This is a genomic window from Pseudonocardia sp. Ae150A_Ps1, from assembly GCF_001932315.1.
Classification (GTDB): domain Bacteria; phylum Actinomycetota; class Actinomycetes; order Mycobacteriales; family Pseudonocardiaceae; genus Pseudonocardia.
In genome coordinates this window covers 978,648-1,002,987 of sequence record NZ_MCIJ01000001.1, presented here as the reverse complement: position 1 = coordinate 1,002,987, position 24,340 = coordinate 978,648, and the positions used below count along the sequence as shown (strand labels likewise).

General features: G+C 74.2%; 21 protein-coding genes and 1 pseudogene. 10 read left to right on the top strand and 12 right to left on the bottom strand.

Going from position 1 to position 24,340, the window contains the following annotated elements; genetic code table 11:
* Nucleotides 1–30: 30 nt before the first annotated feature.
* The 8 genes from Ae150APs1_RS04320 to Ae150APs1_RS04285 all read left to right on the top strand — a co-directional run bounded on the left by Ae150APs1_RS04320 (nt 31) and on the right by Ae150APs1_RS04285 (nt 6,992).
* Nucleotides 31–849 carry a hypothetical protein gene (locus Ae150APs1_RS04320; protein ID WP_139316800.1) on the top strand — a complete coding sequence of 273 codons (819 nt, stop codon included), beginning with the start codon at nt 31–33 and terminating at the stop codon, nt 847–849.
* Between the two features lie 247 nt (nt 850–1,096).
* A complete protein-coding gene (gene gap / locus Ae150APs1_RS04315; RefSeq protein ID WP_075295942.1) occupies nt 1,097–2,110 on the top strand; it encodes a type I glyceraldehyde-3-phosphate dehydrogenase in 1,014 nt (337 codons plus the stop codon).
* A complete protein-coding gene (locus tag Ae150APs1_RS04310) occupies nt 2,107–3,288 on the top strand; it encodes a phosphoglycerate kinase (protein WP_010232089.1) in 1,182 nt (393 codons plus the stop codon). The genes gap and Ae150APs1_RS04310 overlap by 4 nt, the downstream gene beginning before the upstream one ends.
* Nucleotides 3,288–4,076 carry a triose-phosphate isomerase gene (gene tpiA / locus Ae150APs1_RS04305; RefSeq protein ID WP_075295940.1) on the top strand — a complete coding sequence of 263 codons (789 nt, stop codon included), beginning with the start codon at nt 3,288–3,290 and terminating at the stop codon, nt 4,074–4,076. The genes Ae150APs1_RS04310 and tpiA overlap by 1 nt, the downstream gene beginning before the upstream one ends.
* Before the next feature lie 160 nt (nt 4,077–4,236).
* Entirely contained in the window at nt 4,237–4,473 is a 237-nt protein-coding gene (gene secG, locus Ae150APs1_RS04300) for a preprotein translocase subunit SecG (protein WP_075301669.1), read from the top strand.
* A gap of 39 nt (nt 4,474–4,512) precedes the next feature.
* Nucleotides 4,513–4,854 (top strand): RNA polymerase-binding protein RbpA, encoded by a 342-nt coding sequence (locus tag Ae150APs1_RS04295; RefSeq protein WP_010232080.1) that lies wholly within the window; start codon nt 4,513–4,515, stop codon nt 4,852–4,854.
* Between the two features lie 120 nt (nt 4,855–4,974).
* Nucleotides 4,975–5,700 (top strand): class I SAM-dependent methyltransferase, encoded by a 726-nt coding sequence (locus Ae150APs1_RS04290; RefSeq protein ID WP_083679927.1) that lies wholly within the window; start codon nt 4,975–4,977, stop codon nt 5,698–5,700.
* Nucleotides 5,701–5,732: 32 nt separating this feature from the next.
* Nucleotides 5,733–6,992, top strand: a complete 1,260-nt coding sequence (locus Ae150APs1_RS04285; protein WP_075301667.1) for a TrpB-like pyridoxal phosphate-dependent enzyme — start codon at nt 5,733–5,735, stop codon at nt 6,990–6,992.
* Between the two features lie 50 nt (nt 6,993–7,042).
* On the opposite strand, the gene Ae150APs1_RS04280 is transcribed toward Ae150APs1_RS04285, so the two are convergent.
* A complete protein-coding gene (locus Ae150APs1_RS04280; protein ID WP_075295936.1) occupies nt 7,043–7,456 on the bottom strand; it encodes a DoxX family protein in 414 nt (137 codons plus the stop codon).
* Between the two features lie 230 nt (nt 7,457–7,686).
* Between Ae150APs1_RS04280 and Ae150APs1_RS32610 the strand changes: the two are divergent.
* A pseudogene (locus Ae150APs1_RS32610) lies at nt 7,687–7,773 on the top strand (P-II family nitrogen regulator); the annotation flags it as partial.
* Between the two features lie 37 nt (nt 7,774–7,810).
* Here the strand turns inward: Ae150APs1_RS32610 and Ae150APs1_RS04270 are convergent.
* From Ae150APs1_RS04270 to tkt, 8 genes are all read right to left on the bottom strand, one after another.
* Nucleotides 7,811–9,022 carry a patatin-like phospholipase family protein gene (locus Ae150APs1_RS04270; RefSeq protein WP_075295934.1) on the bottom strand — a complete coding sequence of 404 codons (1,212 nt, stop codon included), beginning with the start codon at nt 9,020–9,022 and terminating at the stop codon, nt 7,811–7,813.
* 90 nt (nt 9,023–9,112) lie between these two features.
* On the bottom strand, nt 9,113–10,294 hold the full coding sequence (gene purT / locus Ae150APs1_RS04265) for a formate-dependent phosphoribosylglycinamide formyltransferase (RefSeq protein WP_075295932.1): 1,182 nt from the start codon (nt 10,292–10,294) through the stop codon (nt 9,113–9,115).
* 74 nt (nt 10,295–10,368) lie between these two features.
* Nucleotides 10,369–11,154: a 6-phosphogluconolactonase gene (pgl, locus tag Ae150APs1_RS04260; protein WP_075295930.1), complete on the bottom strand. Its 786-nt coding sequence runs from the start codon at nt 11,152–11,154 to the stop codon at nt 10,369–10,371.
* A gap of 2 nt (nt 11,155–11,156) precedes the next feature.
* A complete protein-coding gene (gene opcA, locus Ae150APs1_RS04255) occupies nt 11,157–12,101 on the bottom strand; it encodes a glucose-6-phosphate dehydrogenase assembly protein OpcA (protein ID WP_010224759.1) in 945 nt (314 codons plus the stop codon).
* Nucleotides 12,102–12,121: 20 nt separating this feature from the next.
* A complete protein-coding gene (gene zwf, locus Ae150APs1_RS04250) occupies nt 12,122–13,666 on the bottom strand; it encodes a glucose-6-phosphate dehydrogenase (protein WP_010224760.1) in 1,545 nt (514 codons plus the stop codon).
* Between the two features lie 32 nt (nt 13,667–13,698).
* Nucleotides 13,699–15,411 carry a hypothetical protein gene (locus tag Ae150APs1_RS04245; RefSeq protein WP_075295928.1) on the bottom strand — a complete coding sequence of 571 codons (1,713 nt, stop codon included), beginning with the start codon at nt 15,409–15,411 and terminating at the stop codon, nt 13,699–13,701.
* Nucleotides 15,412–16,521, bottom strand: a complete 1,110-nt coding sequence (tal, locus tag Ae150APs1_RS04240) for a transaldolase (RefSeq protein ID WP_075295926.1) — start codon at nt 16,519–16,521, stop codon at nt 15,412–15,414. It lies immediately after the preceding gene.
* A gap of 35 nt (nt 16,522–16,556) precedes the next feature.
* Nucleotides 16,557–18,683 (bottom strand): transketolase, encoded by a 2,127-nt coding sequence (gene tkt, locus Ae150APs1_RS04235; RefSeq protein ID WP_075295924.1) that lies wholly within the window; start codon nt 18,681–18,683, stop codon nt 16,557–16,559.
* Nucleotides 18,684–19,229: 546 nt separating this feature from the next.
* Between tkt and Ae150APs1_RS04230 the strand changes: the two genes are divergently transcribed.
* On the top strand, nt 19,230–20,111 hold the full coding sequence (locus Ae150APs1_RS04230; protein ID WP_050802551.1) for a heme o synthase: 882 nt from the start codon (nt 19,230–19,232) through the stop codon (nt 20,109–20,111).
* Nucleotides 20,112–20,141: 30 nt separating this feature from the next.
* On the opposite strand, the gene Ae150APs1_RS04225 is transcribed toward Ae150APs1_RS04230, so the two are convergent.
* The 3 genes from Ae150APs1_RS04225 to Ae150APs1_RS04215 all read right to left on the bottom strand — a co-directional run bounded on the left by Ae150APs1_RS04225 (nt 20,142) and on the right by Ae150APs1_RS04215 (nt 24,334).
* Nucleotides 20,142–21,113: an amidase family protein gene (locus Ae150APs1_RS04225; RefSeq protein WP_075295922.1), complete on the bottom strand. Its 972-nt coding sequence runs from the start codon at nt 21,111–21,113 to the stop codon at nt 20,142–20,144.
* A gap of 195 nt (nt 21,114–21,308) precedes the next feature.
* On the bottom strand, nt 21,309–23,336 hold the full coding sequence (locus Ae150APs1_RS04220) for a prolyl oligopeptidase family serine peptidase (RefSeq protein WP_249266211.1): 2,028 nt from the start codon (nt 23,334–23,336) through the stop codon (nt 21,309–21,311).
* 23 nt (nt 23,337–23,359) lie between these two features.
* Nucleotides 23,360–24,334 (bottom strand): quinone oxidoreductase, encoded by a 975-nt coding sequence (locus Ae150APs1_RS04215; protein WP_075295918.1) that lies wholly within the window; start codon nt 24,332–24,334, stop codon nt 23,360–23,362.
* Between the last annotated feature and the right edge of the window lie 6 nt (nt 24,335–24,340).

Below are 24,340 nucleotides of genomic sequence, written 5' to 3'. Positions count from 1 at the left end.
CCGCTGCGGCGGGTCCGGCATGATGCCGCCGTGACGAACCCGGGCTCCACCCTTCTCGCCGTGCATCTCGATCGATCCAGCATGCTGCGACCGCTGCTCCCCGCCCTCCGCGCCGGCCTCGTCGACCTGCTCGACGCCCAGGCCGCGGAGCCGGGGTCGCTGCAGGTCGTGCTGTCCACCGGTGACGACCTGACGCGTTCGCTGGCCGACGGCTCGCACCCGCCCGCGACCCCGGTGGACGCCGGCGGCGCGCGCACCGCGCTCGCCACGAAGCTCCGTCCGGTCGACGGCCCTGACCTGAGGATCGGCGCCGCCCGCCTGCTCGACGCGGTCGGGGACGAGCTCGCCGCCCGTGCGGAGGACGACCGGCCGGAGCGCGTCGTCGTGCTGCTGGTCGGCGAGGCGGCGGTCGGCGACCCGTCCCACGTGCGGGAGCGGATCGCCCACCAGCGCTCGACCTACGCCTGGGAGGTCGCGCTGGTCGACGTCACCAGTGGTGGCATCCCGGCCGCGAAGCGCCCGGAGCCGGCGGGTCCGGCCGAGGCCGCCACGGAGCAGGCCGAGGGTGCCACCGACGACGGGCAGGGCACCGCCGCCGTCGCACTGGCCGAGCGGATGGACGGGCCGGCCGCCGCCGCGCGCTTCGGCGTCCCCGCCCCGGCGACGATCACCGCCGGGCCCGGCGCCGCCGGCGTCACCGCCGCGCTGTCCGCCGCGACGGCGTTCGTGTCCCGCGCCCGGGCGGTCCAGCCGCACGAGCCGGTCGACGGTTTCTCCGACGACGAGCGCGCCGCGGCCGCCGTCGCCGACACCCGTCCCGCCTGGCGGAGGTTCCTGCGCATCGCCTGAGCGGTCGCCGGTGGTCCGTGCCGGGCGTCCGGCACGGGCCACGGCCGGGTGCGAGGAGCGGATCGCGGCGCAGGTCACGGGGTACGCGGGATCCGCGCGCGCCGATGCGCCGATAGGGTGGCGGCCGAGCACGGCACGTGGCCTCCGCCCGACGGGGCGGAGTGCGGCGATCGACCTGCCACCCCCGCCGCCGGGACCCGGCGTGCCGGGGCGAAGACGACACGCACGACGAGCCCATGGAGGCACTGTGACGGTCCGCGTAGGAGTCAACGGCTTCGGCCGCATCGGCCGGAACTTCTGGCGGGCGGTGGACGCCCAGCGCGCCGCCGGGACGACGGACATCGAGATCGTCGCGGTGAACGACATCACCGACAACGCGACGCTCGCGCACCTGCTGAAGTACGACTCGATCCTCGGCCGCCTGCCCTACGAGGTCACCACCTCGGGCGACGAGATCGTGGTCGACGGCAAGGGCTTCAAGGGCCTGGCCGTCCGCGACCCCGCCGAGCTGCCCTGGAAGGACCTCGGCGTCGACGTCGTGGTCGAGTCCACCGGGCTGTTCACCAAGCGCGACGCCGCGTCGAAGCACCTCGACGCCGGCGCGAAGAAGGTCGTCATCTCGGCCCCCGCGTCCGACGAGGACATCACCATCGTCAAGGGCGTCAACGACGGTGACTACGACGGTTCGCAGAACATCGTCTCGAACGCGTCCTGCACCACGAACTGCCTGGCGCCGATGACCAAGGTGCTCGACGACCTGGTCGGGATCGAGAAGGGTCTGATGACCACGATCCACGCCTACACCGCCGACCAGAACCTGCAGGACGGCCCGCACAAGGACCTGCGCCGCGCCCGGGGCGCCGCGCTGAACATCGTCCCCACCTCGACCGGTGCCGCCAAGGCGATCTCGCTGGTCATGCCGCACCTCAAGGGCAAGCTCGACGGCTACGCGCTGCGGGTGCCGATTCCCACCGGCTCGGCCACCGACCTGACCGTCGAGGTCAAGGGCGAGACCACCGTCGAGGCCGTCAACGCCGCGATGAAGGCCGCCGCCGAGGGCCCGCTGAAGGGCGTCCTCAAGTACACCGAGGACCCGATCGTGTCCTCGGACATCGTGACCGACCCGCACTCCTGCATCCTCGACGCGGGCCTGACCAAGGTCATCGGCAACCAGGTCAAGATCGTCGGCTGGTACGACAACGAGTGGGGCTACTCGAACCGTCTGGTCGACATCGCCGGGCTGGTGGCGTCGAAGCTGTGAAGAACGTCGACGACCTCGTCGCCGAGGGCGTTCAGGGCCGGACCGTCCTGGTCCGTTCCGATCTCAACGTTCCCCTCGACGACGACCGGAACATCACCGACGACGGCCGCATCCGCGCCTCGGTGCCGACCATCCAGGCGCTGTCCGGTGCGGGCGCGCAGGTCGTCGTCACTGCGCACCTGGGCCGTCCGAAGAACGGCCCGGAGGCCCGGTTCTCGCTGGCCCCGGCAGCCGGGCGGCTCGGTGAGCTGCTCGGCGCCCCGGTCCGGCTGGTGGAGCACGGCAGGCCGCTCCCGAGCATGGCGGCGGGCGACGTCGTCATGCTGGAGAACATCCGGTTCGACGCCCGCGAGACCAGCAAGGACGACGCCGAGCGCGGCGCGTTCGCCGACGAGCTGGTCTCGCTCGTGGGCGACGACGCGGCGTTCGTGTCCGACGGCTTCGGGGTGGTGCACCGCAAGCAGGCGTCGGTCTACGACGTCGCGCAGCGGCTCGACCCCTACGCCGGCGGGCTCGTCCTCTCCGAGGTCGAGGTGCTGCGGACCCTGACCGGGGACCCGCAGCGGCCCTACGCCGTCGTGCTCGGCGGGTCGAAGGTCTCGGACAAGCTGGCCGTGATCGAGGCGCTGCTGCCGACCGTCGACACGCTGCTCGTCGGCGGCGGGATGTGCTTCACCTTCCTCGCCGCCCAGGGGCACGGCGTCGGCTCCTCGCTGCTGGAGTCCGACCAGGTCGGCACCTGCCGGACCCTGCTGGAGTCCGGCAAGATCGTCCTGCCGACCGACGTCGTGGTCGCCGACGCGTTCTCCGCGGACGCGAACACGAAGACGGTGCCGGTGGACGCGATCGAGGACGGCTGGCTGGGCCTGGACATCGGTCCGGACTCGGTGCGCGCGTTCGCCGCGCGGATCGCCGAGGCGAGGACGATCTTCTGGAACGGCCCGATGGGCGTGTTCGAGATGGCGCCGTTCGCCGACGGCACCCGCGGGGTCGCGCAGGCGATCGCCGACGGGGCCGCGTTCTCCGTCGTCGGCGGGGGTGACTCGGCGGCCGCGGTGCGGGCGCTGGGCATCGCCGAGGACGGCTTCTCGCACATCTCCACCGGCGGTGGCGCCTCGCTCGAGTTCCTCGAGGGCGCGACCCTGCCGGGCGTCGCGGTCCTGGAGGGTGAGGCCTGATGGCATCCCGTACCCCGCTCATCGCGGGCAACTGGAAGATGAACCTCAACCACCTCGAGGCCATCGCGGTCGTGCAGAAGCTCGCCTTCGCACTGCCCGACCGGTACTTCGACAAGGTCGAGGTCGCGGTCCTGCCGCCGTTCACCGACATCCGCAGCGTCCAGACGCTGATCGACGGTGACAAGCTCAGGGTCGTGCACGGGGCGCAGGACCTGTCCCCGCACGACTCGGGTGCCTACACCGGTGACGTGTCCGGGGTGATGCTCGCGAAGCTGGGCTGCCGGTACGTCGTCGTCGGGCACTCGGAGCGCCGGGAGATCCACGCCGAGGACGACGCGGTCGTGAACTCCAAGGTGCTCGCCGCGCTCAAGCACGGGATCACCCCGATCCTGTGCGTCGGCGAGGGCCTGGAGGTCCGCGAGGCCGGCACGCACGTGCAGCACTGCACCGACCAGCTGCGCGGCGCCCTGAAGAAGGTGTCCGCCGAGCAGGCGGCCGGGATCGTGCTGGCCTACGAGCCGGTCTGGGCGATCGGCACCGGCAAGGTGGCGGGTCCCCCGGACGCCCAGGAGGTCTGTGCCGCGCTGCGGGAGACCCTCCAGGCGCTCTACGGCGACGACGTCGCCGCTGGCGCCCGGATCCTCTACGGCGGCTCGGTGAAGTCGTCGAACGTGGGGGAGATCGTCGCCCAGACCGACGTCGACGGCGCGCTGGTCGGCGGGGCGAGCCTGGACGCCGAGGAGTTCGCGAAGCTCTCGGCGATCGCCGCGGGCGGCCCTCTGCCGTAGCCCGGCGGTCCCGCCACGTCCACGACTCGGGGAGCTCCGGCCCAGGCCGGAGCTCCCCGAGCCGCATGTGGGGGAGGGTGTTCGACCCGGCCGGACACGGTCCCGGGGTGTCGGAGTATCCTGGACCACTCCACGAGCGACCGCAGATTGGGAAGTGCACGTGATCCTGACCCTGCAGATCATCCTCATCGTGACCAGCGTGATGCTGATCGCGCTGGTCCTGCTGCAGCGCAGCAAGGGCGGTGGTCTGACCAGCCTCTTCGGCGGTGGCGTCCAGTCGAGCCTGTCCGGCTCCGCGGCCGCCGACCGGAACATCGCTCGTTACACGATCTTCGTCGGGCTGATCTGGTTCATCGCGGTGGTCGGCAACGGCCTCCTGCTGGCCGGCAACGCCTGACACCGTAATCGCGCCAGTGCGAGCGAGAGGGACGACACGATGGCTGGTGGCAACGCGATCCGCGGTACCCGGGTCGGGGCCGGTCCGATGGGCGAGTCCGAGCGCGGCGAGACCGCGGCACGCGAACGGATCCCGTTCTACTGCGTGAACGGGCACGTCAACAACACCTGGTTCGCCGCCGAGGCCGAGGTCCCGGAGACGTGGGACTGTCCGCGCTGTGGCCTGCCCGGCGGGCGTGACTCCGAGAACCCGCCGGCCGCGCCGCGCACCGAGCCGTACAAGACGCACTTGGCCTACGTGAAGGAGCGGCGCAGCGACGCCGACGGCGAGGCCATCCTGGAGGAGGCCCTCGGCCGGCTCCGGGCGTCCCGGGAGCTGTAGATCCGCGGCCCCCGCACACTGCTGCACGGTGCCCGCCGCCGCGCCGGCCGGCTGGTCGACGCCGCGCTGGCCCGGCACACCGCCGCCCAGACGGCGACGCTGCGGGCCGAGCTGGCCGCGTTGCGCGAGGAGCTGGACGGGCGCGTCCGCGCCGAGGCCGACCGCGTGCTCTCCGAGCTGCGGGTCACCGAGATCCGGGACCGGCGCGACGTCTTCGCCGCCGGCGAGCGGGAGGCCGTCGCGAGCAGTGCCCGGTTCGCCCGCGACCACCTGGCCGGGGCGGTCGCGCTGCCGGACCCGGACGCGACGCTGGCGCACGCGCTCTCGCTGGCCCCCTCCGGTGGCATGGCGTGCGAGTTCGGCGTCTACCGCGGCAGGACCCTCCGCATGATCGCCGCGCACCGCGCCGACGGCCGTGTCCACGGTTTCGACACCTTCACCGGCCTGCCCGAGACGTGGCGGGCGGGGTTCCCCGCCGGCGCGTTCGACGACGTCGGAGCGCTGCCCGAGATCCCGGGCGCCGAGCTGGTCCCCGGTCTGTTCGACGACACCCTCGACGGGTTCCTGGCCGAGCACCCAGGCCCGGTGGACTTCCTGCACGTCGACTCGGACCTGTACTCGTCGGCGGTGACCGTGCTGGCCGCCGTCGGCCCGCGGCTGCGTGTGGGCAGCATCGTGCTGTTCGACGAGTTCCTCAACTTCCCGGGCTGGGAGCGCGACGAGGCCCGCGCCTGGTGGGAGTACGCCGAGAAGCACGGCGTCCGCTACTCCTACGTCTGCTGGACCCACGACAACGAACAGGTCGCGGTGCGGATCGACGATCCCGGAGACGCGCCCCTCTCGTGACCCACGGCACCTCCGGGATAGGTTCCGAGGTCATGACCCGCTGGACGCTGCCACCGGAACGGATCCCCGAGGCCTGGTTCAACGTCGTGCCGCACCTGCCGGCCCCGCTGCAGCCGCCGCTGCACCCGGGGACGCGGGAGCCGGTCGGCCCCGACGACCTGGCGCCGCTCTTCCCCGCGGCGCTGATCGAGCAGGAGGTGAGTGCCGCACCGTGGATCGACGTCCCCGGTGAGGTGCTCGACATCCTCCGGCTGTGGCGCCCGACCCCGCTGGTGCGGGCCGCCCGGCTCGAACGGGAGCTCGGGACACCGGCCCGGATCTACTACAAGGACGAGTCGGTCTCGCCGTCCGGCAGCCACAAGACCAACACGGCGGTGGCGCAGGCGTTCTACAACGCCCAGGACGGCACCACCCGGCTCACCACCGAGACCGGCGCCGGGCAGTGGGGCACCGCGCTGGCGTTCGCGTCCGCGCAGTTCGGCCTGGACCTGAAGGTCTACATGGTGCGGGTCTCGTACGGGCAGAAGCTCTACCGGCGGATCGCGATCGAGACCTGGGGCGGCGAGGTCGTCGCGTCCCCGGTCGACGAGCCGGACCAGCCCGGATCGCTCGGCTCGGCGATCTCCGACGCGGTCCGCGACTGCGTCGGCCGCGACGACACCCACTACGCGCTCGGCTCCGTGCTGAACCACGTCGTGCTGCACCAGACCATGATCGGGCTGGAGGCGAAGGAACAGCTCGAGCTCGCCGGGGAGCGGCTGCCCGACGTCGTCGTGGGGTCCTGCGGGGGTGGCTCGAACCTGGGCGGCATCGCCTTCCCTTTCGTCCCCGACGCGGGTGTGCGGCTGCTCGCCGTCGAGCCGCTGTCCTGCCCGACGCTGACCCAGGGCCGCTACGACTACGACTTCGGCGACACCGCGGGGCTCACCCCGCTCATGCCGATGTACACCCTGGGGCACGACTTCGTGCCGCCGTCGATCCATGCGGGCGGCCTGCGGTACCACGGCGACTCGCCGCTGGTGTCGGCCCTGGTGCGGGACGAGCGCATGGAGGCGGCCGCCTACCCGCAGGGCAAGGTGTTCGAGGCGGCCAAGCAGTTCGCCCGGACCGAGGGGAGGATCCCCGCACCGGAGACCGGACACGCAATCGCCGCGGCGATCGACGAGGCGCTGGCCGCGAAGGAGACCGGTCAGGAGAAGGTCGTCCTGTTCAACTACTCCGGGCACGGCTTCCTCGATCTCGCCGCCTACGACGACCACAACCACGGACGGCTCACCGACGAGACCGTCTGACCCCGCGACTGCCCGCCGCCCCGGAGGTCGTCTCCGGGGCGGCGGGGCGTTCAGCGGCGCACCATCCGCAGCAGCGCCGCGGTGTCGTGCCGGCGGAACCAGGCGACGACACACACCAGCACCAGCACCACCGCCGGGAAGGCGATCATCCCCGGCATCAGGATCGCGGTGACGACGGTCGCGCCGACCATGAGGGCGACCTGGCAGGTCGCCGCGAGCCCGCACAGCCGCGGGACCAGCAACGCAACCGCCCCGGCGAGCTCCAGCCAGCCGACGACGACCATGCCGGGCACGCCCAGCCCCAGCAGGTCGAACCCGGCGACGGCGACCGGATCGAAACTGATCTTCGGTAGTGCCGCCATCACGAAGACGCCGGCGAGCACGACCTGCAGCACCCAGAGGGCGATCGTCCCGGCGAGCGGGCGGGCCGAGCCGGTCGTGGCGGTGGTGGACCTGGTGGTCATGGCGGTGTCCCTTCCCCGGGCGGTCCGGTGTGGGCCGCTGTCCGCAGTACCGACCGGGGGTGTCGTGCGGACTCATCGGCCACGGCGGGAACCGCCCGGATCACGCCGATGGTCCGTTTTCGGAGTGCTGCGACACCGATGTCCGGTCCGGTGCGCCGGGTCCGGTCGGTCCCGATGCGTGCTCAACATGTCGAGCTCGTCGACAAGGTCGTCGACGGTATCGCCGCCCCGGCACGATCGGCGACGGCAAGATCTGGGTGCAGCCGGTCGAGGCGGTCGCCCGGGTCCGGACGGGCGAACGCGGCAGCGACGCCGTCCGACCCCGCCCGGTGCGGTGGCGGTGGCGGTCCCGGGTCACGCGCGGGCGCGCCGGGCCGGCTCCGGCCCGTCGGGAGCAGCCGCCGACGTCGCGTGCGCCGCCCCCAGCGCCGCCGCCGCGGACGCGAACGCCGGATCGAAGAACAGGAAGCTCAGCAGCTCCGCCCCGTGCGTCGGGTCGACGTCCGGCACCCCGCCGCCGACCAGTCGTTCCAGCACGAACAGCGACGGGTTGCGCAGCGCGCACAGGCCGCCGTACTCGGTCCGGCGGACCTCGGCGGCGAGGTCGGCGAGCTCGGTCCCGCGGTCCGGTGGCGGTCCGGTGAACCAGCTCCCGATCCGGCGGTGCCGCCCGTCCACACCGCGCTCGACGAGCTCGTTCACCGCCCGCAGCGTCCGCAGGTCCTCGGTGACGCCCGCGCCGAGCACGATCCGCAGCGCGAGCGCGGCGACCGCGTAGACGTCGGGGACGTCCGCGGGCGGGTCGGCCGCCTCCGGCACCGGCACCGCCGGCGTCGTCGCGACGACGCCGATCCGGTCCGCCTCGAGCCGCAGTGCCGGCTTGAGCGGGGTGTTCAGGCGGACACCGCCGTCCAGGTACCAGCCGGGGTCGGGGCCCTCGATCCGGCGGGGTGCGAACAGCACCGGCACCGCGGCCGAGGCCAGCAGGTGGTCCGGGGTCAGCACGGCGTCGACGTAGCGGATGTCGCGGCCCGGGTCGTACGGCGGGAGCCCGACATCGGGTCCGCGCTCGACGAACACGACCGTCCCACCGGTGCCCGCCGACGTGCACGCCACCCCGACCGCGTCGACCGGGCCGCGGGCGATCGCGTGGTGCAGCCGGTCCCAGTCGACGACCCTCTCGACGACCGGGCGCAGGCGCTCGGCGTCGAGCAGCCGGGTCACGCGATCGGGCAGCCCCAGCAGCCGTCGGAGGGCGGACGGGACACCGGCGAGGTCGCCCAGGTAGGCCGCGCCCGCCTCGAAGGCCGACGACGGGAGCGCGACGACCTCACTGGTCCGCACCGACTCCCAGCGGGTCACCAGCTCGGCAGCGGCCTCCTCGGGATCGGTGCCGGTCAGGCCCGCGAGCGCGGCCACGTTCAGGGCGCCGGCACTCGTCCCGACCAGCACCGACGGCGCCGACCAGGTACGGGTCAGCCGGGGGAGCAGCTCCGTGAGCGCCCCCGCCTCGTACGCGCCGCGGGCTCCGGCGCCCGCCACCACCAGTCCGGTGCGACCCGCCATCGCTCCACCTTCGACGTCGAGGTTACCCGCGGTAGGTCCCGTCCGGCCCGCCGTGGGCGGCGTGGCGGACCGGCCCACCGCAGGCGGGACTCAGCTCCGGGCGACCGGCCGGACGTACCCGGCGGCCTGGCGGGCCCGCTCCCGCGCGGTGTCGACGTCGTCGGCGTACGCCACCGCGACCCCCATCCGCCTGCGCTCGCTCGCCGACGGCTTGCCGAACAGCCGCAGGTCGGCGCCCTCGACGGCGAGCGCCTCCGCGACGCCCTCGTAGTCGGGCGCGTCGAGGTCGTCACCGCGGTACACCACCGCGGACGCGCCGGGGGCGCGCAACGCGGTGTCGACCGGAAGGCCGAGGACGGCGCGGGCGTGCAGCTCGAACTCGTTCAGCCGCTGGGTGGCGAGCGTGACCAGCCCGGTGTCGTGCGGGCGGGGGCTGACCTCGGAGAACAGCACCTCGTCGCCGCGGACGAACAGCTCCACGCCGAAGATCCCGCGCCCGCCGAGGGCCTCGGTGATCCGGCCGGCGACGTCGCGGGACGCGGCGAGCGCCGCGTCCGACATCGGCTGCGGCTGCCAGGACTCGACGTAGTCGCCGTTCTCCTGGCGGTGGCCGATCGGGTCGCAGAAGGCGGTCCCGCCGGCGTGCCGCACGGTGAGCTGGGTGATCTCGTAGTCGAACTCGACGAAGCCCTCGACGATCACGCGCGGCGCGGACACCCGGCCCGACGTGCGGGCGTACTCCCACGCGGCCTCGGCGTCGTCGGCCGACTTCAGGACCGACTGTCCCTTGCCCGACGACGACATGACCGGCTTGAGCACGCACGGCAGCCCGACCCGGTCGACGGCCGCGCGGACCTCGTCGAGGGTGTCGGCGAAGGCGTAGGGCGACGTGGGCAGCCCCAGCTCCTCCGCGGCGAGCCGCCGGATGCCCTCACGGTCCATCGTCAGCTGCGCGGCGCGGGCGGTCGGCACGACGGTCGTGCCCGCGGCCTCGATCGCCGCCAGCGCGGTGGTCGCGATCGCCTCGATCTCCGGGATGATCAGGTCCGGGGACTCCTGCTCGACGATCGTGGCGAGCGTGACGGGGTCGGTCATGTCGATCGCGTGCCAGCGGTGCGCCACCTGGTGCGCGGGTGCGTGCGGGTAGCGGTCGACCGCGACCACCTCGACGCCGAGGCGCTGGAAGGCGATCGCGACCTCCTTGCCCAGCTCACCCGAGCCGAGGAGCAGCACGCGGGTGGGGGCCGGGCCGAGCGGGGTGCCGATGCGCATGCGGCGGACCCTAACCGGAGCGCCGCGCCCGGCACCCGCCGGACGGGCGCGATCTCACAGTCCCGGTCGTGGGCTCAGGAGGGCCGCGGGTGCAGCGACCCGGGCAGCTCGGCGGCGGACGCGGTGTCGAGCAGCCAGCGGGTCCGTTCGGTCCCCCGCGCCCCGCCGACCGGCAGCTCGGTCTCCGGGACACCGGTCAGGGCACCCGCGACGGCCGGTGCCTTGCCGGCCCCGGCGGCGACGACCCACACCTCACGCGAGCGCCGGGCGGCGGCCAGCGTGAGCGAGATGCGGGTGGGCGGCGGCTTCGGGCAGTCGAACACCGCGACGACGGACGGCGCCTGCTCGTGCACGGCGGGGGAGTCCGGGAAGACCGAGAGCGTGTGCCCCTCCTCGCCCATGCCGACCAGCGTCACGTCGAAGGCGGGGATGCCGTCGCCGTCCGGCCCGGCCAGGTCGCGCAGCACCCGGGCGTAGTCCCGGGCGGCCTCCTCGGCCTCCTCCCGGGTGCCGCCGTCGGCGGGGGCGGCCGGCATCGGGTGCACCCGCGCCGGGTCGAGCGGCAGCTGGTCGAGCAGAGCCTCGCGGGCCTGCCTCTCGTTGCGCTCGGCGTCGTCGGCCGGGACGAAGCGCTCGTCGCCCCAGAACAGGTCCACCGACCCCCAGTCGACGACGTCGCGGGCCGGGGAGGCGGCCACGTCACGCAGCAGCTGGATCCCGACCCCGCCACCGGTGAGCACGACCCGGGGGACGGCACCGCCGGCCTGGATGTCGACCAGCGCGGTGATCAGCCGCGCCGCGGTGGCGGCGGCCAGGGCGTCGGCGTCGGGGTGGACGGCGACCTGCACGTTCTCGCTCATGCTCACACCTTCACCGGGGTACGGCCGCGGGTCACCCGGGACACTCCCTCGAGCGCCTCGGCGTAGACCTCGTCCGGGTCGAGCCGGCGCAGCTCCTCGGCGAGGCAGTCGGACACGTGCCGCCGTGCCAGCGCGATCAGCCGCTCCGGCTGCCCGGGCTGGGTGAGCCGGGCCGTCTTGCCGTCCGGACGGGCCAGCTCGACGTCGCCCGACGCGCGGACGAGCCGGACCATCGACAGCCCGTTGGCCTTCTCCGACGGCGACCGCTTCACCTTCACCCCGAGCGCGGACGCCAGCCAGCCGGCGACCAGCTCGGTGGAGGGCGACACGACCTCGCCCGCGACGACGGCCGAGGTCACCTCCTCGTGGGGCGGCACGTCCAGCGCGGCCGCCAGCTGGGCCCGCCAGTGCGTGAGCCGGGTCCAGGTGAGGTCGGTGTCGCCGGGGGCGTAGTCCTTGCGCCGCTGCTCGAACGCCTTCGTCGGGTTCTTCGACGACAGCGCGTCGGTGATCCGGCGCTGCGCGAGCCGCCCGACGGCGTCCTCCGACGGTGCGGCCGGGGCCTCGCCCGGCCACCAGGCGACGACCGGTGCGTCGGGCAGCAGGAGCGGCATGACCATGCCGGCACCGGCCTCCTCGGCGGCGAGCGGGCCGTAGCCGCGCAGCACGATGACCTCGCTGGCGCCGGCGTCACCGCCGACCCGGATCTGCGCGTCGAGCCGCGGCGAGGCCCGGCGCTGCCCGCGGGCCAGCACGATCACCCGGCACGGGTGCTCGCGGCTGGCGGCGTTGGCGGCGTCGATCGAGCGCTCCAGCTCGGGCCCGTCGTCGGTGACGACGACCAGGGTCAGCACCCGGCCCAGCGCGAACACGCCGCCGGACTCGCGCAGCTCGACGAGCTTGCGGTTGACCGCCGAGGTGTTGCTCGACGGCAGATCGATGATCATGTGTGTCGGCTCCTCGGAGGTCAGGGCCGGCGCCAGTGGCGACCGGTGCGGGCGAGCATCTCGGCGGACGAGTCGGGACCCCAGGATCCGGCCGGGTAGCCGTCGGGCCCGTCGGGCAACCCCGACCAGTGCTCGATGACCGGGTCGAGGATCTCCCAGGACCGCTCGACCTCCTCGTTCACCGGGAACAGCGACGGCTCCCCGAGCAGGACGTCGAGGATGAGCCGCTCGTAGGCCTCGGGGGAGGACTCGGTGAAGGCGTTGCCGTAGCCGAAGTCCATCGTGACGTCGCGGACCTCCATCTGGTTGCCGGGCACCTTGGAGCCGAACCGCATCGTCACCCCCTCGTCCGGCTGGACCCGGATGACCAGGGCGTTCTGCCCCAGCTCCTCGGTCATCGTCTCGTCGAAGGGCAGGTGCGGGGCACGCTTGAAGACGACGGCGATCTCGGTGACCCGCCGGCCGAGCCGCTTGCCGGTGCGCAGGTAGAACGGCACCCCGGCCCAGCGGCGGTTCTCGACCTCGCAGGTGATCGCGGCGAAGGTCTCGGTCGTGGAGTCGGGGTTGAACCCCTCCTCCTCCTTGAGCCCGGGGACCTCCTCGCCGCCCTGCCAGCCGCCGTCGTACTGACCGCGGGCGGTGGTCTCGTCCAGCGGCAGCGGGAGCTTGACCGCCTTCAGCACCTTGATCTTCTCGGCGCGCAGCTCGTCCGACGAGAACGACGTCGGCTCCTCCATCGCGGTGAAGGCGAGGAGCTGCAGCAGGTGGTTCTGGATGACGTCCCGGGCGGCGCCGATGCCGTCGTAGTAGCCGGCACGCCCGCCCAGCCCGATGTCCTCGGCCATCGTGATCTGCACGTGGTCGACGTAGTTCGCGTTCCAGATCGGCTCGAACAGCTGGTTCGCGAACCGGAGGGCGAGGACGTTCTGGACGGTCTCCTTGCCGAGGTAGTGGTCGATGCGGAACACCGAGTCCTCGGGGAAGACCTCGTTGACGATCGCGTTCAGCTCCTTGGCCGAGGCCAGGTCGTGCCCGAACGGCTTCTCGATCACCACCCGGCGCCAGACGTCCGGGTCCTCCTGGGCGGACAGCCCCGACCGGGCGAGCTGCTTGCAGACGACCGGGAACGCGCTGGGCGGGATCGACAGGTAGAACGCGTGGTTCCCGCCGGTGCCGCGCTTCTCGTCCAGCTCGCGGACGGTGCGCTCGAGCTCGTCGAACGCGGCGTCGTCGTCGAAGGCACCCTGGACGAACCGCAGGCCCTCGGCCAGCCGGTCCCAGACCTCCTGGCGGAACGGGGTCCGCGCGTGCTCCCGGACGGCCTCGTACACGACCTGTCCGAAGTCCTCGGAGTCCCAGTCGCGGCGGGCGAACCCGGTGAGCGCGAAGCCCGGCGGGAGCAGGCCACGGTTGGCGAGGTCGTAGATCGCCGGCATCAGCTTCTTGCGGGAGAGATCACCGGTGACCCCGAAGATCACCAGTCCGCACGGGCCGGCGATGCGGGGGAGCCGCTTGTCGCGGGGATCGCGCAGCGGGTTGGTCCGGCCGCCGTTCGCGGTGGGCATCGCTCCTCGGCCTTCCTGTGTGTGTGACCGTGTCAGTTCTGGACGGCTCGCGCCAGCGTGACCAGGCCGGTCAGCCGATCGGCCAGGTGCAGCCGCAGCACCGGCCGTCCCCGGCGCCGCTGGTCCTCGACGACCGCGCGGGCCTGCGCCGCATGAAGGCTAGCCAGTCCGGACGGTTCCGGCGCGGTTCCCGCGCCGAACGGATCATCAGCACCCGGGCCGGGTGACCCCATGGTGCCGCCGGACACCGGATCACCGGCCGGGTCGCCTGCCGGGTCGCCGCCGTCGAGGCCGCCGCCGGTGAGGTGGCAGTGGACGGCGCGGTCGGGCACGCCGGTGTCGCCGGCCCGGCAGCCGGGAGCCCAGCCGAACGCGACCGGGAGCCCGGCGCGCTCGGCGAGCGGGCCCCGCAGCACACCGACCGAGGCGTCCGACTCGGGATCGAGCCAGGCGGAGACCGCCAGGTGACCACCGTCGCCCGCGGCGGCGGCGAGCGCGTCGAGGGCACCGGCGACGGTGTCCACCCCGGACGGCAGCCAGTCCCCGGCGTGCACGGCGATCCCGCCGTCGGTGAAGGACGGCTCCGGGTCGGGCCCGCCGGGATCGGCGGTGGGGACCGCGGGGGCGAACGGGTCGGCGTCGAGCACCCGCGCGGCGAGTGCGGCCGCGACCTGCCAGAGCACGATCGCGGCGCCGGGCCCCGCGTCGGTGCGGACGGCGCCGCCACCCGGCCCGGGAACCGCCCCGGTGCCGTCGGCGTGCACCTCCACGGCGCCGGGTGGTCCGGCCTCCGCGCTGGCCCGGGCTGGCACCGGCTCGCAGGGGCCGGCGGGCACCGCGACCAGGCCGGCCGCGGTCAGCAGCGGCCCGAGCCAGGCCGTCACAGCCGGGGACCGGACCTCGTCGCGCAGCACGAGCACCGAACCGCGGGCGGCCGCCAGCGCCCCGGCGAGCAGCAGGGCCGGGTTGTCGGGGTCGTCGGCGGCGAGGGCCTGCTCGGTGGGGACGGCGTCGGCGAGCAGCCCGGCGACGTCGGCACCGGCCAGCCCGGCGGGCACCAGGCCCAGCGGGCCGAGCGCGCCGAACCGGCCGGGGACGTCGGCGTCGAGGGTGACGACGACGGTGCCGTCCGGGTCCGGTGTGTCCAGTGGGGAACCGGGCTCGGTGACGTGCACGGTGCGGGCGGCGAACGAGGCCGGGCCGATCTCGTCGGCGAGGACCGCCGCGACGGTGTGCCGGACGGCGCCGACCACCGGGTCGTCACCGGCCGGGTCCGCGACGACCAGCACGGTCTCGTCGAGCGCGCCGGACAGCGCCTCGGCGACCTGCACCGGGTCCGCACTGTCGAGCGCGGTGAGCCGGGTGGTGTCGGGGGAGTGGGCCGCGACCAGCCGCGCGGCGGAGACGGCGTCGGGGGTGCCGACCAGCAGCACCCGGTGCGCGCCGGCGACGGCGAACCGCTCGCGCAGCGCGGCGACCTGCCCGGCCAGCGGCCGGGACCTGCGGGCGAGGGCGGTCCAGCCGGTCCGGCCCGCCGCGGCGGACCCCCAGACACTGGGGTCGCCGTCGGCGACCCGGGACGCGACGGTCTCGCCGGCCAGCTCGGCCGCGATCCGCCGCGCCGCCCCCGCGAAGGGTTCTCCGGCGAGGAGCACCCGGACGGGTGCGGGGGAGTGCCCGGTGGGACCGCCGGCGGCGGCGGAGCCGAGATCGGCCCCGTCGCCGCCGGGAGTGTCGTCCGCCAACTACTTCGCAGCCTCGAGCTGCTGCCGGACGGTGTCCTGCAGCTCCGTCCAGGACTTCTCGAACTTCTCGACGCCCTCGTTCTCGAGGACCGTGTAGACGTCGTCGAGGTCGATGCCGACGCCCTCGAGGTCGGTGAAGACCTGCTGGGCCGCACCCGCGGTGTCGGTGACCTTGTCGCCCTCGACCTCGCCATGGTCGGCGAACGCCTCGAGCGTCTTCTCCGGCATCGTGTTGACGGTGTTGCCGACGACGAGCTCGGTGACGTAGAGGGTGTCCGGGTAGTCCGGGTTCTTGACCCCGGTCGACGCCCACAGCGGCCGCTGGGCGTTCGCGCCCTCGGCCGCCAGGGCGTCCCAGCGGGCGCCGGAGAACGCGCTCCGGTAGGCCGCGAAGGCCAGCCGGGAGTTGGCCACCGCCGCCCGGCCCCGCAGGCCGAGCGCCTCGTCGCCGCCGATCTTCTCCAGCCGACCGTCGATCTCGCTGTCCACGCGGGACACGAAGAACGAGCCGACGGAGTGGATCCGGGCCAGGTCCTGGCCGTTCTCCAGGGCCCGCTCCAGGCCGGTGAGGTAGGCGTCCATGACGGCCTTGTACCGCTCCACCGAGAAGATCAGCGTGACGTTGACGCTGATGCCCTCCGCGGTGGCCCGGGTGATGGCGGGCAGGCCCGCCTCGGTCGCCGGGATCTTGACCAGCAGGTTCGGCCGGTCGACGGCCTTGAACAGGTCCTGGGCCTGGGCCACGGTCTGCTCGGTGTCGTGCGCCAGGCGCGGGTCGACCTCGAGCGAGACCCGCCCGTCGACGCCGCGGGTCTGCTCCCAGGTGCCGGAGAAGACGTCACAGGCCTGCTGGACGTCGGCGACGGTGATCTCGCGGATCGCGTCGTCCACGCCGGCGTCGCGGGCGGCGAGCTCACGGACCTGCTCGTCGTAGGCGGCGCCGTCGGACAGCGCCCCGGCGAAGATCGTCGGGTTGGTGGTGACCCCGACGACGTTCTTCTGCTCGATCAGCTGCGCGAGGTTGCCGCTGTTCAGGCGCTCGCGGGACAGGTCGTCGAGCCAGATGGACACCCCGGCCGCCGACAGTGCGGCCAGACGATCGTTGCTCATGGGTTGCTCTCCTTTGCGATCGGGTGCCGTCGGGTTCAGGAGCTCTTCTCGGCCGCGGCGAGGGTCTCCCGCGCGGCCTCGGCGACGGTGTCGGCGGTGAAGCCGAACTTCTCGAACAGGGTGGCCTGGTCGGCGCTGGCGCCGAAGTGCTCGATGGACACCGAGCGGCCGGCGTCGCCGACGTAGCCGCGCCACGGCATCGCGATGCCCGCCTCGACGGACACCCGGGCCCGCACCGCGGGCGGCAGCACCGAGTCGCGGTAGTCCTGGTCCTGCGCCTCGAACCACTCGACGCACGGCATCGACACCACCCGGGTACCGAAGCCCTCGGCCTCGAGGGTCTTGCGCGCCTGCACCGCGAGGTGCAGCTCCGAGCCGGTCGCGACGATCACGAGCTGCGGGACGCCGGACGAGGCCTCCTCCAGGACGTAGCCGCCACGGGCGACGCCCTCGGCGGTCGTACCGGTCAGCGTCGGGACGTTCTGCCGGGTGAGCGCGAACCCGACCGGGCCGCCGTCGACCGCCTCGAGGGCGGCCTTCCAGGCGTAGGTGGTCTCGTTGGCGTCGCCGGGGCGGACGACCGAGAGGCCCGGGATGGCGCGCAGCGCCGCGAGGTGCTCGATCGGCTGGTGGGTCGGGCCGTCCTCGCCGAGACCGATCGAGTCGTGCGTCCAGACGTAGATCGGGTTGGTCTTCATCAGCGCGGCCAGCCGGACGGCCGGGCGCATGTAGTCGGAGAAGACCAGGAACGTGCCGCCGTAGGCGCGGGTCGGGCCGTGCAGCGCGATGCCGTTGAGGACCGCGCCCATGGCGTGCTCGCGGACACCGAAGTGCAGCGTGCGGCCGTACGGGCTGGTGGTCCACATGCCGGTCGACGCCGACTTGGGGCCGAACGAGTCGACGCCCTTCATCGAGGTGTTGTTCGACTCCGCGAGGTCGGCCGAGCCGCCCCACAGCTCCGGCAGGACGTCGGCGAGGGCGGCCAGCACGGAACCGGACGCCTTCCGGGTCGCGAGGCCCTTCTCGTCGGCCTCGAAGGTCGGGAGTGCCTCGGCCCAGCCCTCGGGCAGGCGGCCCGCGACCAGCCGGTCGAGCAGCTGCTTGCGGTGCGGCTCGCGGCCGGCCCACTCGTCGAAGGCGCCCTGCCACGCGTCGTGCGCGGCGCGGGAGCGCTCGCCGACCGCGCGGGTGTGCGCGAGCACGTCGTCGTCGACCTCGAAGTCGCGGTCCGGGTCGAAGCCCAGGACCTCCTTGACGGCGCGCACCTCGTCGTCGCCCAGCGCGGCGCCGTGCGCGGCCCCGGTGTTCATCTTGTTGGGCGCCGGGTAGCCGATCACCGTGCGCAGCACGATCATCGACGGCCGTGCGGTCTCGGCGCGGGCCGCCTCGAGCGCGTCGAGGATGCCGGTGAGGTTCTCGCCGCCCTCGACGGTCTGGACGTGCCAGCCGTAGGCCTCGTAGCGCTTCGCGGTGTCCTCGTTGAGGGCGATCGCGGTGTCGTCCTCGATCGAGATCTCGTTGGCGTCGTAGATCACCGTGAGGTTGCCGAGCTCCTGGCGGCCGGCCAGCGACGACGCCTCGGAGGTGACGCCCTCCTCGATGTCGCCGTCCGAGGCGATCACGTAGATCTGGTGGTCGAACGGCGAGGCGCCCTCGGGGGCGTCCGGGTCGAACAGGCCGCGCTCACGGCGCGACGCGATCGCCATGCCGACCGCGGAGGAGAGGCCCTGGCCCAGCGGGCCGGTGGTCATCTCGACGCCGCGGGTGTGGCCGTACTCCGGGTGACCCGGGGTCAGCGAGCCCCACTTCCGGAGCTGCTCCAGGTCCTCCCGCTCCAGGCCGTAGCCGGCCAGGTACAGCTGGATGTAGAGGGTGAGGCTGGAGTGCCCGGCGGAGAGCACGAACCGGTCGCGGCCCATCCAGTCCGGGTCGGCCGGGTCGTGCCGCATGACGCGCTGGAACAGCGTGTACGCCAGCGGGGCCAGGCTCATCGCGGTGCCCGGGTGGCCGCTGCCGCACTTCTGCACCGCGTCCGCGGCGAGTACGCGGATCGTGTCCACGGCCCTGCGGTCCAGGTCGGTCCAGTCGGCGGGCACGTGCGCGCGGGTGAGCGCGGCGACGGCGGCGTCCCCGGCGTGGGGGGACGTGGCGGTCTCGGACAAGACGGTGGCTCCTGTACTCGCGTCGGCATGTGACGGTCGTGCCGCGGGCGGTCTGCGTGTACTCCGCAGGCTCCTCGGACACGCGGCGGCGCTCCGGAGGACCCGGCGGCACCGCTGCCGCCCCCGGCGGCGCCCACCCTACTGCGCGGGCCCGGGGCCTGCGGCTTTGCCGCCGGTCACGGCGCCCGTTCCGGACACCCGGGACGGGCGTACCCCGCGGGGCCCTCCGGCATGCGAAGGGTTAGCATCGACGCGCTGTAGAACTAGAGCGTCGGCGGGACTCCGGCGACCTCCGCTCTCAGTCCCGGACCGTGCGGTCGACCACCGCGCAGGGACGGAGTCGAAGAACTGCCGAGCCGAGCGAGGTACGAACAGGTGAGCGCACCCGCCTCCCGGCGGAACCGGGCCGTCGAGACCTCGACCGCCGGATTCGCGCCCGCCGAGGTCACGCCGGACTCCCCGGAGCCCGCACAGCCCCCGCCGGCCGGGTCCGGGGCGGCGACCGAGGCGCCCGCGCCTGTTGCACCGGCGGGCCGGTGGGCCCGGGTGCGCGCCACCGTGGCGGCCTACCTCGGCCTCACCAAGACCCGGATCATCGAGCAGCTGCTCGTGGTCACCGTGCCCGCGATGTTCCTCGCGCAGCGCGGCGTCCCGTCGCTGTGGCTGATCGTCGCCACGTTGTTCGGCGGGGCGATGGCCGCGGCCGCGGCGCACGCGCTGAACTGTGTCGCCGACGCCGACATCGACCAGAAGATGAAGCGCACCGCCCGGCGGCCGCTGGCGAAGGGCCAGGTCCCCACCCGGCACGCGCTGATCTTCGGTCTGGTGCTCGCGGCGCTCAGCTCGGTCTGGCTCGGGTTCACCACGAACTGGCTCGCCGCCGCGCTGTCGCTGGCCGCGATCGCCTTCTACGTGCTCGTCTACACGCTGCTGCTGAAGCGGCGGACCTCGCAGAACATCGTCTGGGGCGGTGCCGCGGGCTGCATGCCGGTGGTGATCGGCTGGGCCGCCGTCACCGGCTCGGTCGAGTGGCCGGCCCTGGTCATGTTCGGCGTGATCTTCTTCTGGACGCCGCCGCACTTCTGGGCGCTCGCGATGCGTTATCGCGAGGACTACGCCGCGGCCGGTGTGCCGATGCTCCCGGTGATCGCCCCCGCTCCCGCGGTCACGGTCCGGATCGTCGTCTACAGCTGGGTGATGGTGGCGTGGAGCCTGCTCCTGCTGCCGGCGACGTCGTGGGTGTACCTCGCCGTCGCGGCGCTCGGCGGGATCTACTTCGTCGTCCGGGCGCACAAGCTGCACGCCGAGGTGAAGGCGGGCGGCGAGGTGTCGCCGATGCCGCTGTTCCACCTCTCGAACATCTACCTGTGCGTGCTGTTCGCGGCGATCGCCGTCGACGCGGCGCTCGGGCTCCCGCTGCTGTTCTGATCCGCCGCCCGTGCAGGGTCGTGCGTGCGGTCAGAACGGTGCCGCACGGGCCACCGGCACGTGTGCCGCGACCAGATCGAGCAGCGCTTCGTCGGCGCCGTGGCGGGCCACCAGCTGCAGGCCGACCGGACAGCCGTCCGGGCCGAATCCCGCCGGGACGCTCACCGCGGGATGCCCGGACAGGTTGAACGCCCAGGTCAGGGCCACGTTCATCCGCCCGCCTGGTCCGTCGTGACCGTGCGGCCCCGCAGGGGTGGTCGGGGTGAGGAGCAGGTCGGCCCGCACGAAGAACGCCCGTAGCGCACGGTCGTTCGCGGCGCGCAGCTCGTGGGTGGCCCGGACCGCGGCGGGACCGGCGTCCGGGTGGCGCAGGGCGGTCCAGGCCGGGGCGGGATCGTGGAGCCGCAGCGGGACGTCGACGGCGGCCGCCCCCGCAGCGCGGAGCAGGTCGGCCGCCGCGGCCCGGGCGATCGCGACGACGTCCGGATCGAGTTCCCGGGCGGCGAACCCGAGATCGTCGGACCACGCGGCCGTGGCGAACCCCGCGTCGCTCCCGGCCCCGGAACCGGACCCGGCGTGCACGGGTCCCGTGGTGACCGCGTCCAGCCAGGGCCGCAGCAGCGCGGGATCCCGGACCAGCACACCAGGGGTCGCGAGCCCGGTCGGGTCCGTCGACGGCACCAGCCCGGACGTCGGCCGGTACCCGATGATCCCGCACCAGGCGGCCGGGATGCGGACGGAGCCGGCGCCGTCCGACCCGGTCGCGAGCGGCACGATGCCCGCTCCGACGGCCGCTGCCGACCCGGCCGACGACCCGCCGGGCGACCGGTCGCCGCGCCACGGGTTGCGGGTCGGGCCGCGGTCGGTCGCACCCCACGTCTGGTACCCGGGACCGCGGGGCACCGACGTCGTCCCGATCGGGACGGCCCCCGCCGCGAGCAGCCGCCGCACCGCCGGCGCCCCGCCCCCGAGCCGCCACCGTCCCTTCACGGCGACCGGCATCCCGTCGAGCGCCCCCCCGCGGAGCCTCCCGCCCGTGTTCGCACGGCTTCGGTCCGCCCGCACGGGATCCGATCCCGTGCGAGCGACCTGATCCCGTGCGAACCGGGGCCGGGACGGGGCCCGTGAACGCCCGGAGCCAGGGGTCGGTCCTGGTACGGCGGGTGTGGGCCTCCGCGACCGCCTCGGGGCCGGTGCTCACCGGAGCAGCTCGGGGGTCTCCCACTCCTCGCCGAGCACGTGCGCCGCCAGGAACGCGTGGACGGTCTCGTACCAGAGCTTGGCGTGGTTCGGCGCGAGGACCCAGTGGTTCTCGTCCGGGAAGTACAGGAACCGGTGCGGGTTCGCCTCCGGGTCCGCCTGCCGGGACACCAGGTCCCACCACAGCCGCAGGCCCTCGCCGATCGGGACCCGGTGGTCGCGGTCGCCGTGGATCACCAGCATCGGCGTGGTGACCGCGTCGGCGTGGAGGTGCGGGCTGTTCTCCCGCGCCATGTCCGGCGTCATCTCGGTCAGCCAGTACTCGGCGTGGTCGGTCGTCGGGCCGAACTGGTCGAGCGCCCAGAGGCTGGCGTGGGTGACGATCGCCGCGAACCGGTCGGTGTGCCCGGCGGTCCAGTTCGCCATGTAGCCGCCGAAGGAGCCGCCCATCGCGGCCGTACGGGTCGCGTCGACGTCCGGGCGGGCGACGGCGGCGTCGGTCACGGCCATGAGGTCGTCGAACGGTGGACCGCCCCAGTGACCCCAGCCGCGTTGCACGAAGTCCTGGCCGTAGCCGGTGGACAGTGCCGGGTCGGGGAGCAGCACGGCGTAGCCGCGGGCCGCCATCAGCCACGGGTTCCACCGCCACGACCAGGCGTTCCAGCTGTTCAGCGGCCCGCCGTGGATCCACAGCAGCAGCGGGGCCGGGGCGTCCGGGCCGGCACCGGTGGGCAGCACCAGCCAGCCGCGGACCCGGGTGCCGTCCCCGGTGACGGTCTCGACCTCGGTGAGCGTGCCGGGCAGCTCCGGGGTGTCGGCCGGGCCGGCCAGGGGGAGGGGTGTCGCGCCGGGGGTGCGGGCGTCCACCCGGACCGGGGCGGGCGGGGCGTCGTAGGCGGTGCGCAGCGCGTAGACCCAGCGGCCGTCCGGGCTCGGCACCGGATCGGTGTAGCAGCCGTGGTCACCGGTGAGCCGGGTGACGACGTCGTCGGACGGGCCGGCGCCGAGATCGATGCGGAACAGCGGGCCGCGGCCGTCCTCGTCGGCGGTGACGACCAGCGCGGACGCGTCGGGGACCCACCGCACGGCCGACGGCCAGCGGTCCCAGCCGGGCGCGACCGGGCGCGGTGTGCCCCCGGCGAGCGGGACCAGCACCAGATCGGTGCGCGGGGCGGTGTCCGGTGTGGACACCGACTCGCGGAGGACGGCGACGGTGCGGCCGTCCGGGGAGACCCGCGGCCCGGAGTACTCGTGGTCGTCGCCGCCGAGCAGGTCGCGGTGCCCGCCGCCGTCGGTGCCGATCGCGACGATCCGGCTGCGCCGCCGCCCGTTCCCGCGGGGCGTGTTCCAGGCGGTCACGACGGTCGTCCCGTCGGGGGAGACGTCGAAGCCGGCCTCGTCCAGCGCGCGGCCCGGGGCCGGTGTCAGGTCGGTCCAGTCCGCGCCGTCGTGGCGGAGCAGCCGGACCTCGGCTGGCCCGAGGTCGTGGTCCCAGTGCCGCACCGGGTGGCCGGTGTGCAGGATCGCCGAGACCTTCGCCTCGCTGCGGGCGGTACGCCGTCGCTCGTCGTCCGCGCCCGTCACCGCCCCGGGCAGGGTCGGCGACGACGCGACGACGGTCCCCGCCTCCCGCGCGACGACGACGTCGTCGATCCCGCCGGGACGCGTCCCGGCCGGGCGTGCCTCACCCCCGCCCGCGGGCAGCAGCCACAGCCCCGACGGCGTCTCGCCGTCGCCGGACGCGTCCGGATCGGACCGCGCCGACCGGAACAGCAGGTCCCCGCCGGGGGTGAAGACCGGGCCGGACTCGCCGGCCGCCCCACGGGTGAGGCGGCGCGGCGGGTCCTCCCCGGCCGGATCGATCTCCCACAGCGCGGTGCGGTACCGCGTGCCGTCCGACTCGAGCTCCGCGACGCCGGTCACCAGGCGGGTGCCGTCGGGCGACAGCGCCAGCCCGGCGAGGCGGGGGAGGGCGAGGTAGGCGTCGAGATCGTGGAAGGGCGTCTCCGCGGGCTGGGTCGGCACAGGACCGTTCATAGCATCCCGGGTCAGGACGGCAGGAGCAGCAGCTTCCCGGTCGTGCGCCGCGCCTGGAGGTCCTCGTGCGCGGTCCGTGCCTGCTCCAGCGGGTAGGTGTGCCCGATCCGGACGTCGAGCCGGCCGGCCGCGACCTCGCCGTAGACGGCGCCGGCCTTCGCCCGCAGCGACTCGGTGGTGTCGACGAAGTCGAACAGCTTGGGCCGGGTCAGGAAGACCGATCCCGCTGCGTTGAGCTGCTGCGGGTCGACCGGCGGGACCGGCCCGGACGCGGCACCGAACAGCACCAGCATCCCGCGCTTGCGCAGCGACGCGAGGCTCGCGTCGAAGGTGGTCTTCCCGACGCTGTCGAACGCGGCGTGCACCCCCTCGCCGCCGGTCAGCTCGCGCACGGCGGCCGCGAGGTCGTCCACCCGGGTGTAGTCGATCACCTCGGCCGCACCGGCGGCGCGGGCGAGCGCCGCCTTCTCCTCGCTGGAGGTCGTCGCGATCACCCGGGCACCCCTGGCGGTCGCCAGCTGGGTGAGGAGGAGCCCGACCCCGCCGGCCGCGGCGTGCACCAGCACGGTCTCACCACCCGCGAGCGGGAAGGTGTCGTTCACCAGGAAGTGCGCCGTCATCCCCTGCAGCAGCGCGCCGACGGCCACGTCGTCGGCGACGCCGTCGGGCACGGGCACGGCCTGGTCCCACGGCACGACGACCTGCTCGGCGTAGCTGCCCAGCGTCGCGGCCCATGCGATCCGGTCCCCGACGGCGACGCCGTCGACGCCCTCGCCGAGCGCGACGACCCGTCCGGCGCCCTCCAGCCCCGGGACGTAGGGCGTCTCCATGGGGTAGATGCCCTCGCGCTGATAGGTGTCGATGTAGTTCACGCCGGCCGCGGCGACCCCGACGAGCACCTCACCGGCACCCGGGGCCGGGGTGTCGATCTCGGCGACCTCCAGCACATCGGGCCCGCCGGCCTTCGTCACCCGTACCGCACGCATGTGTCC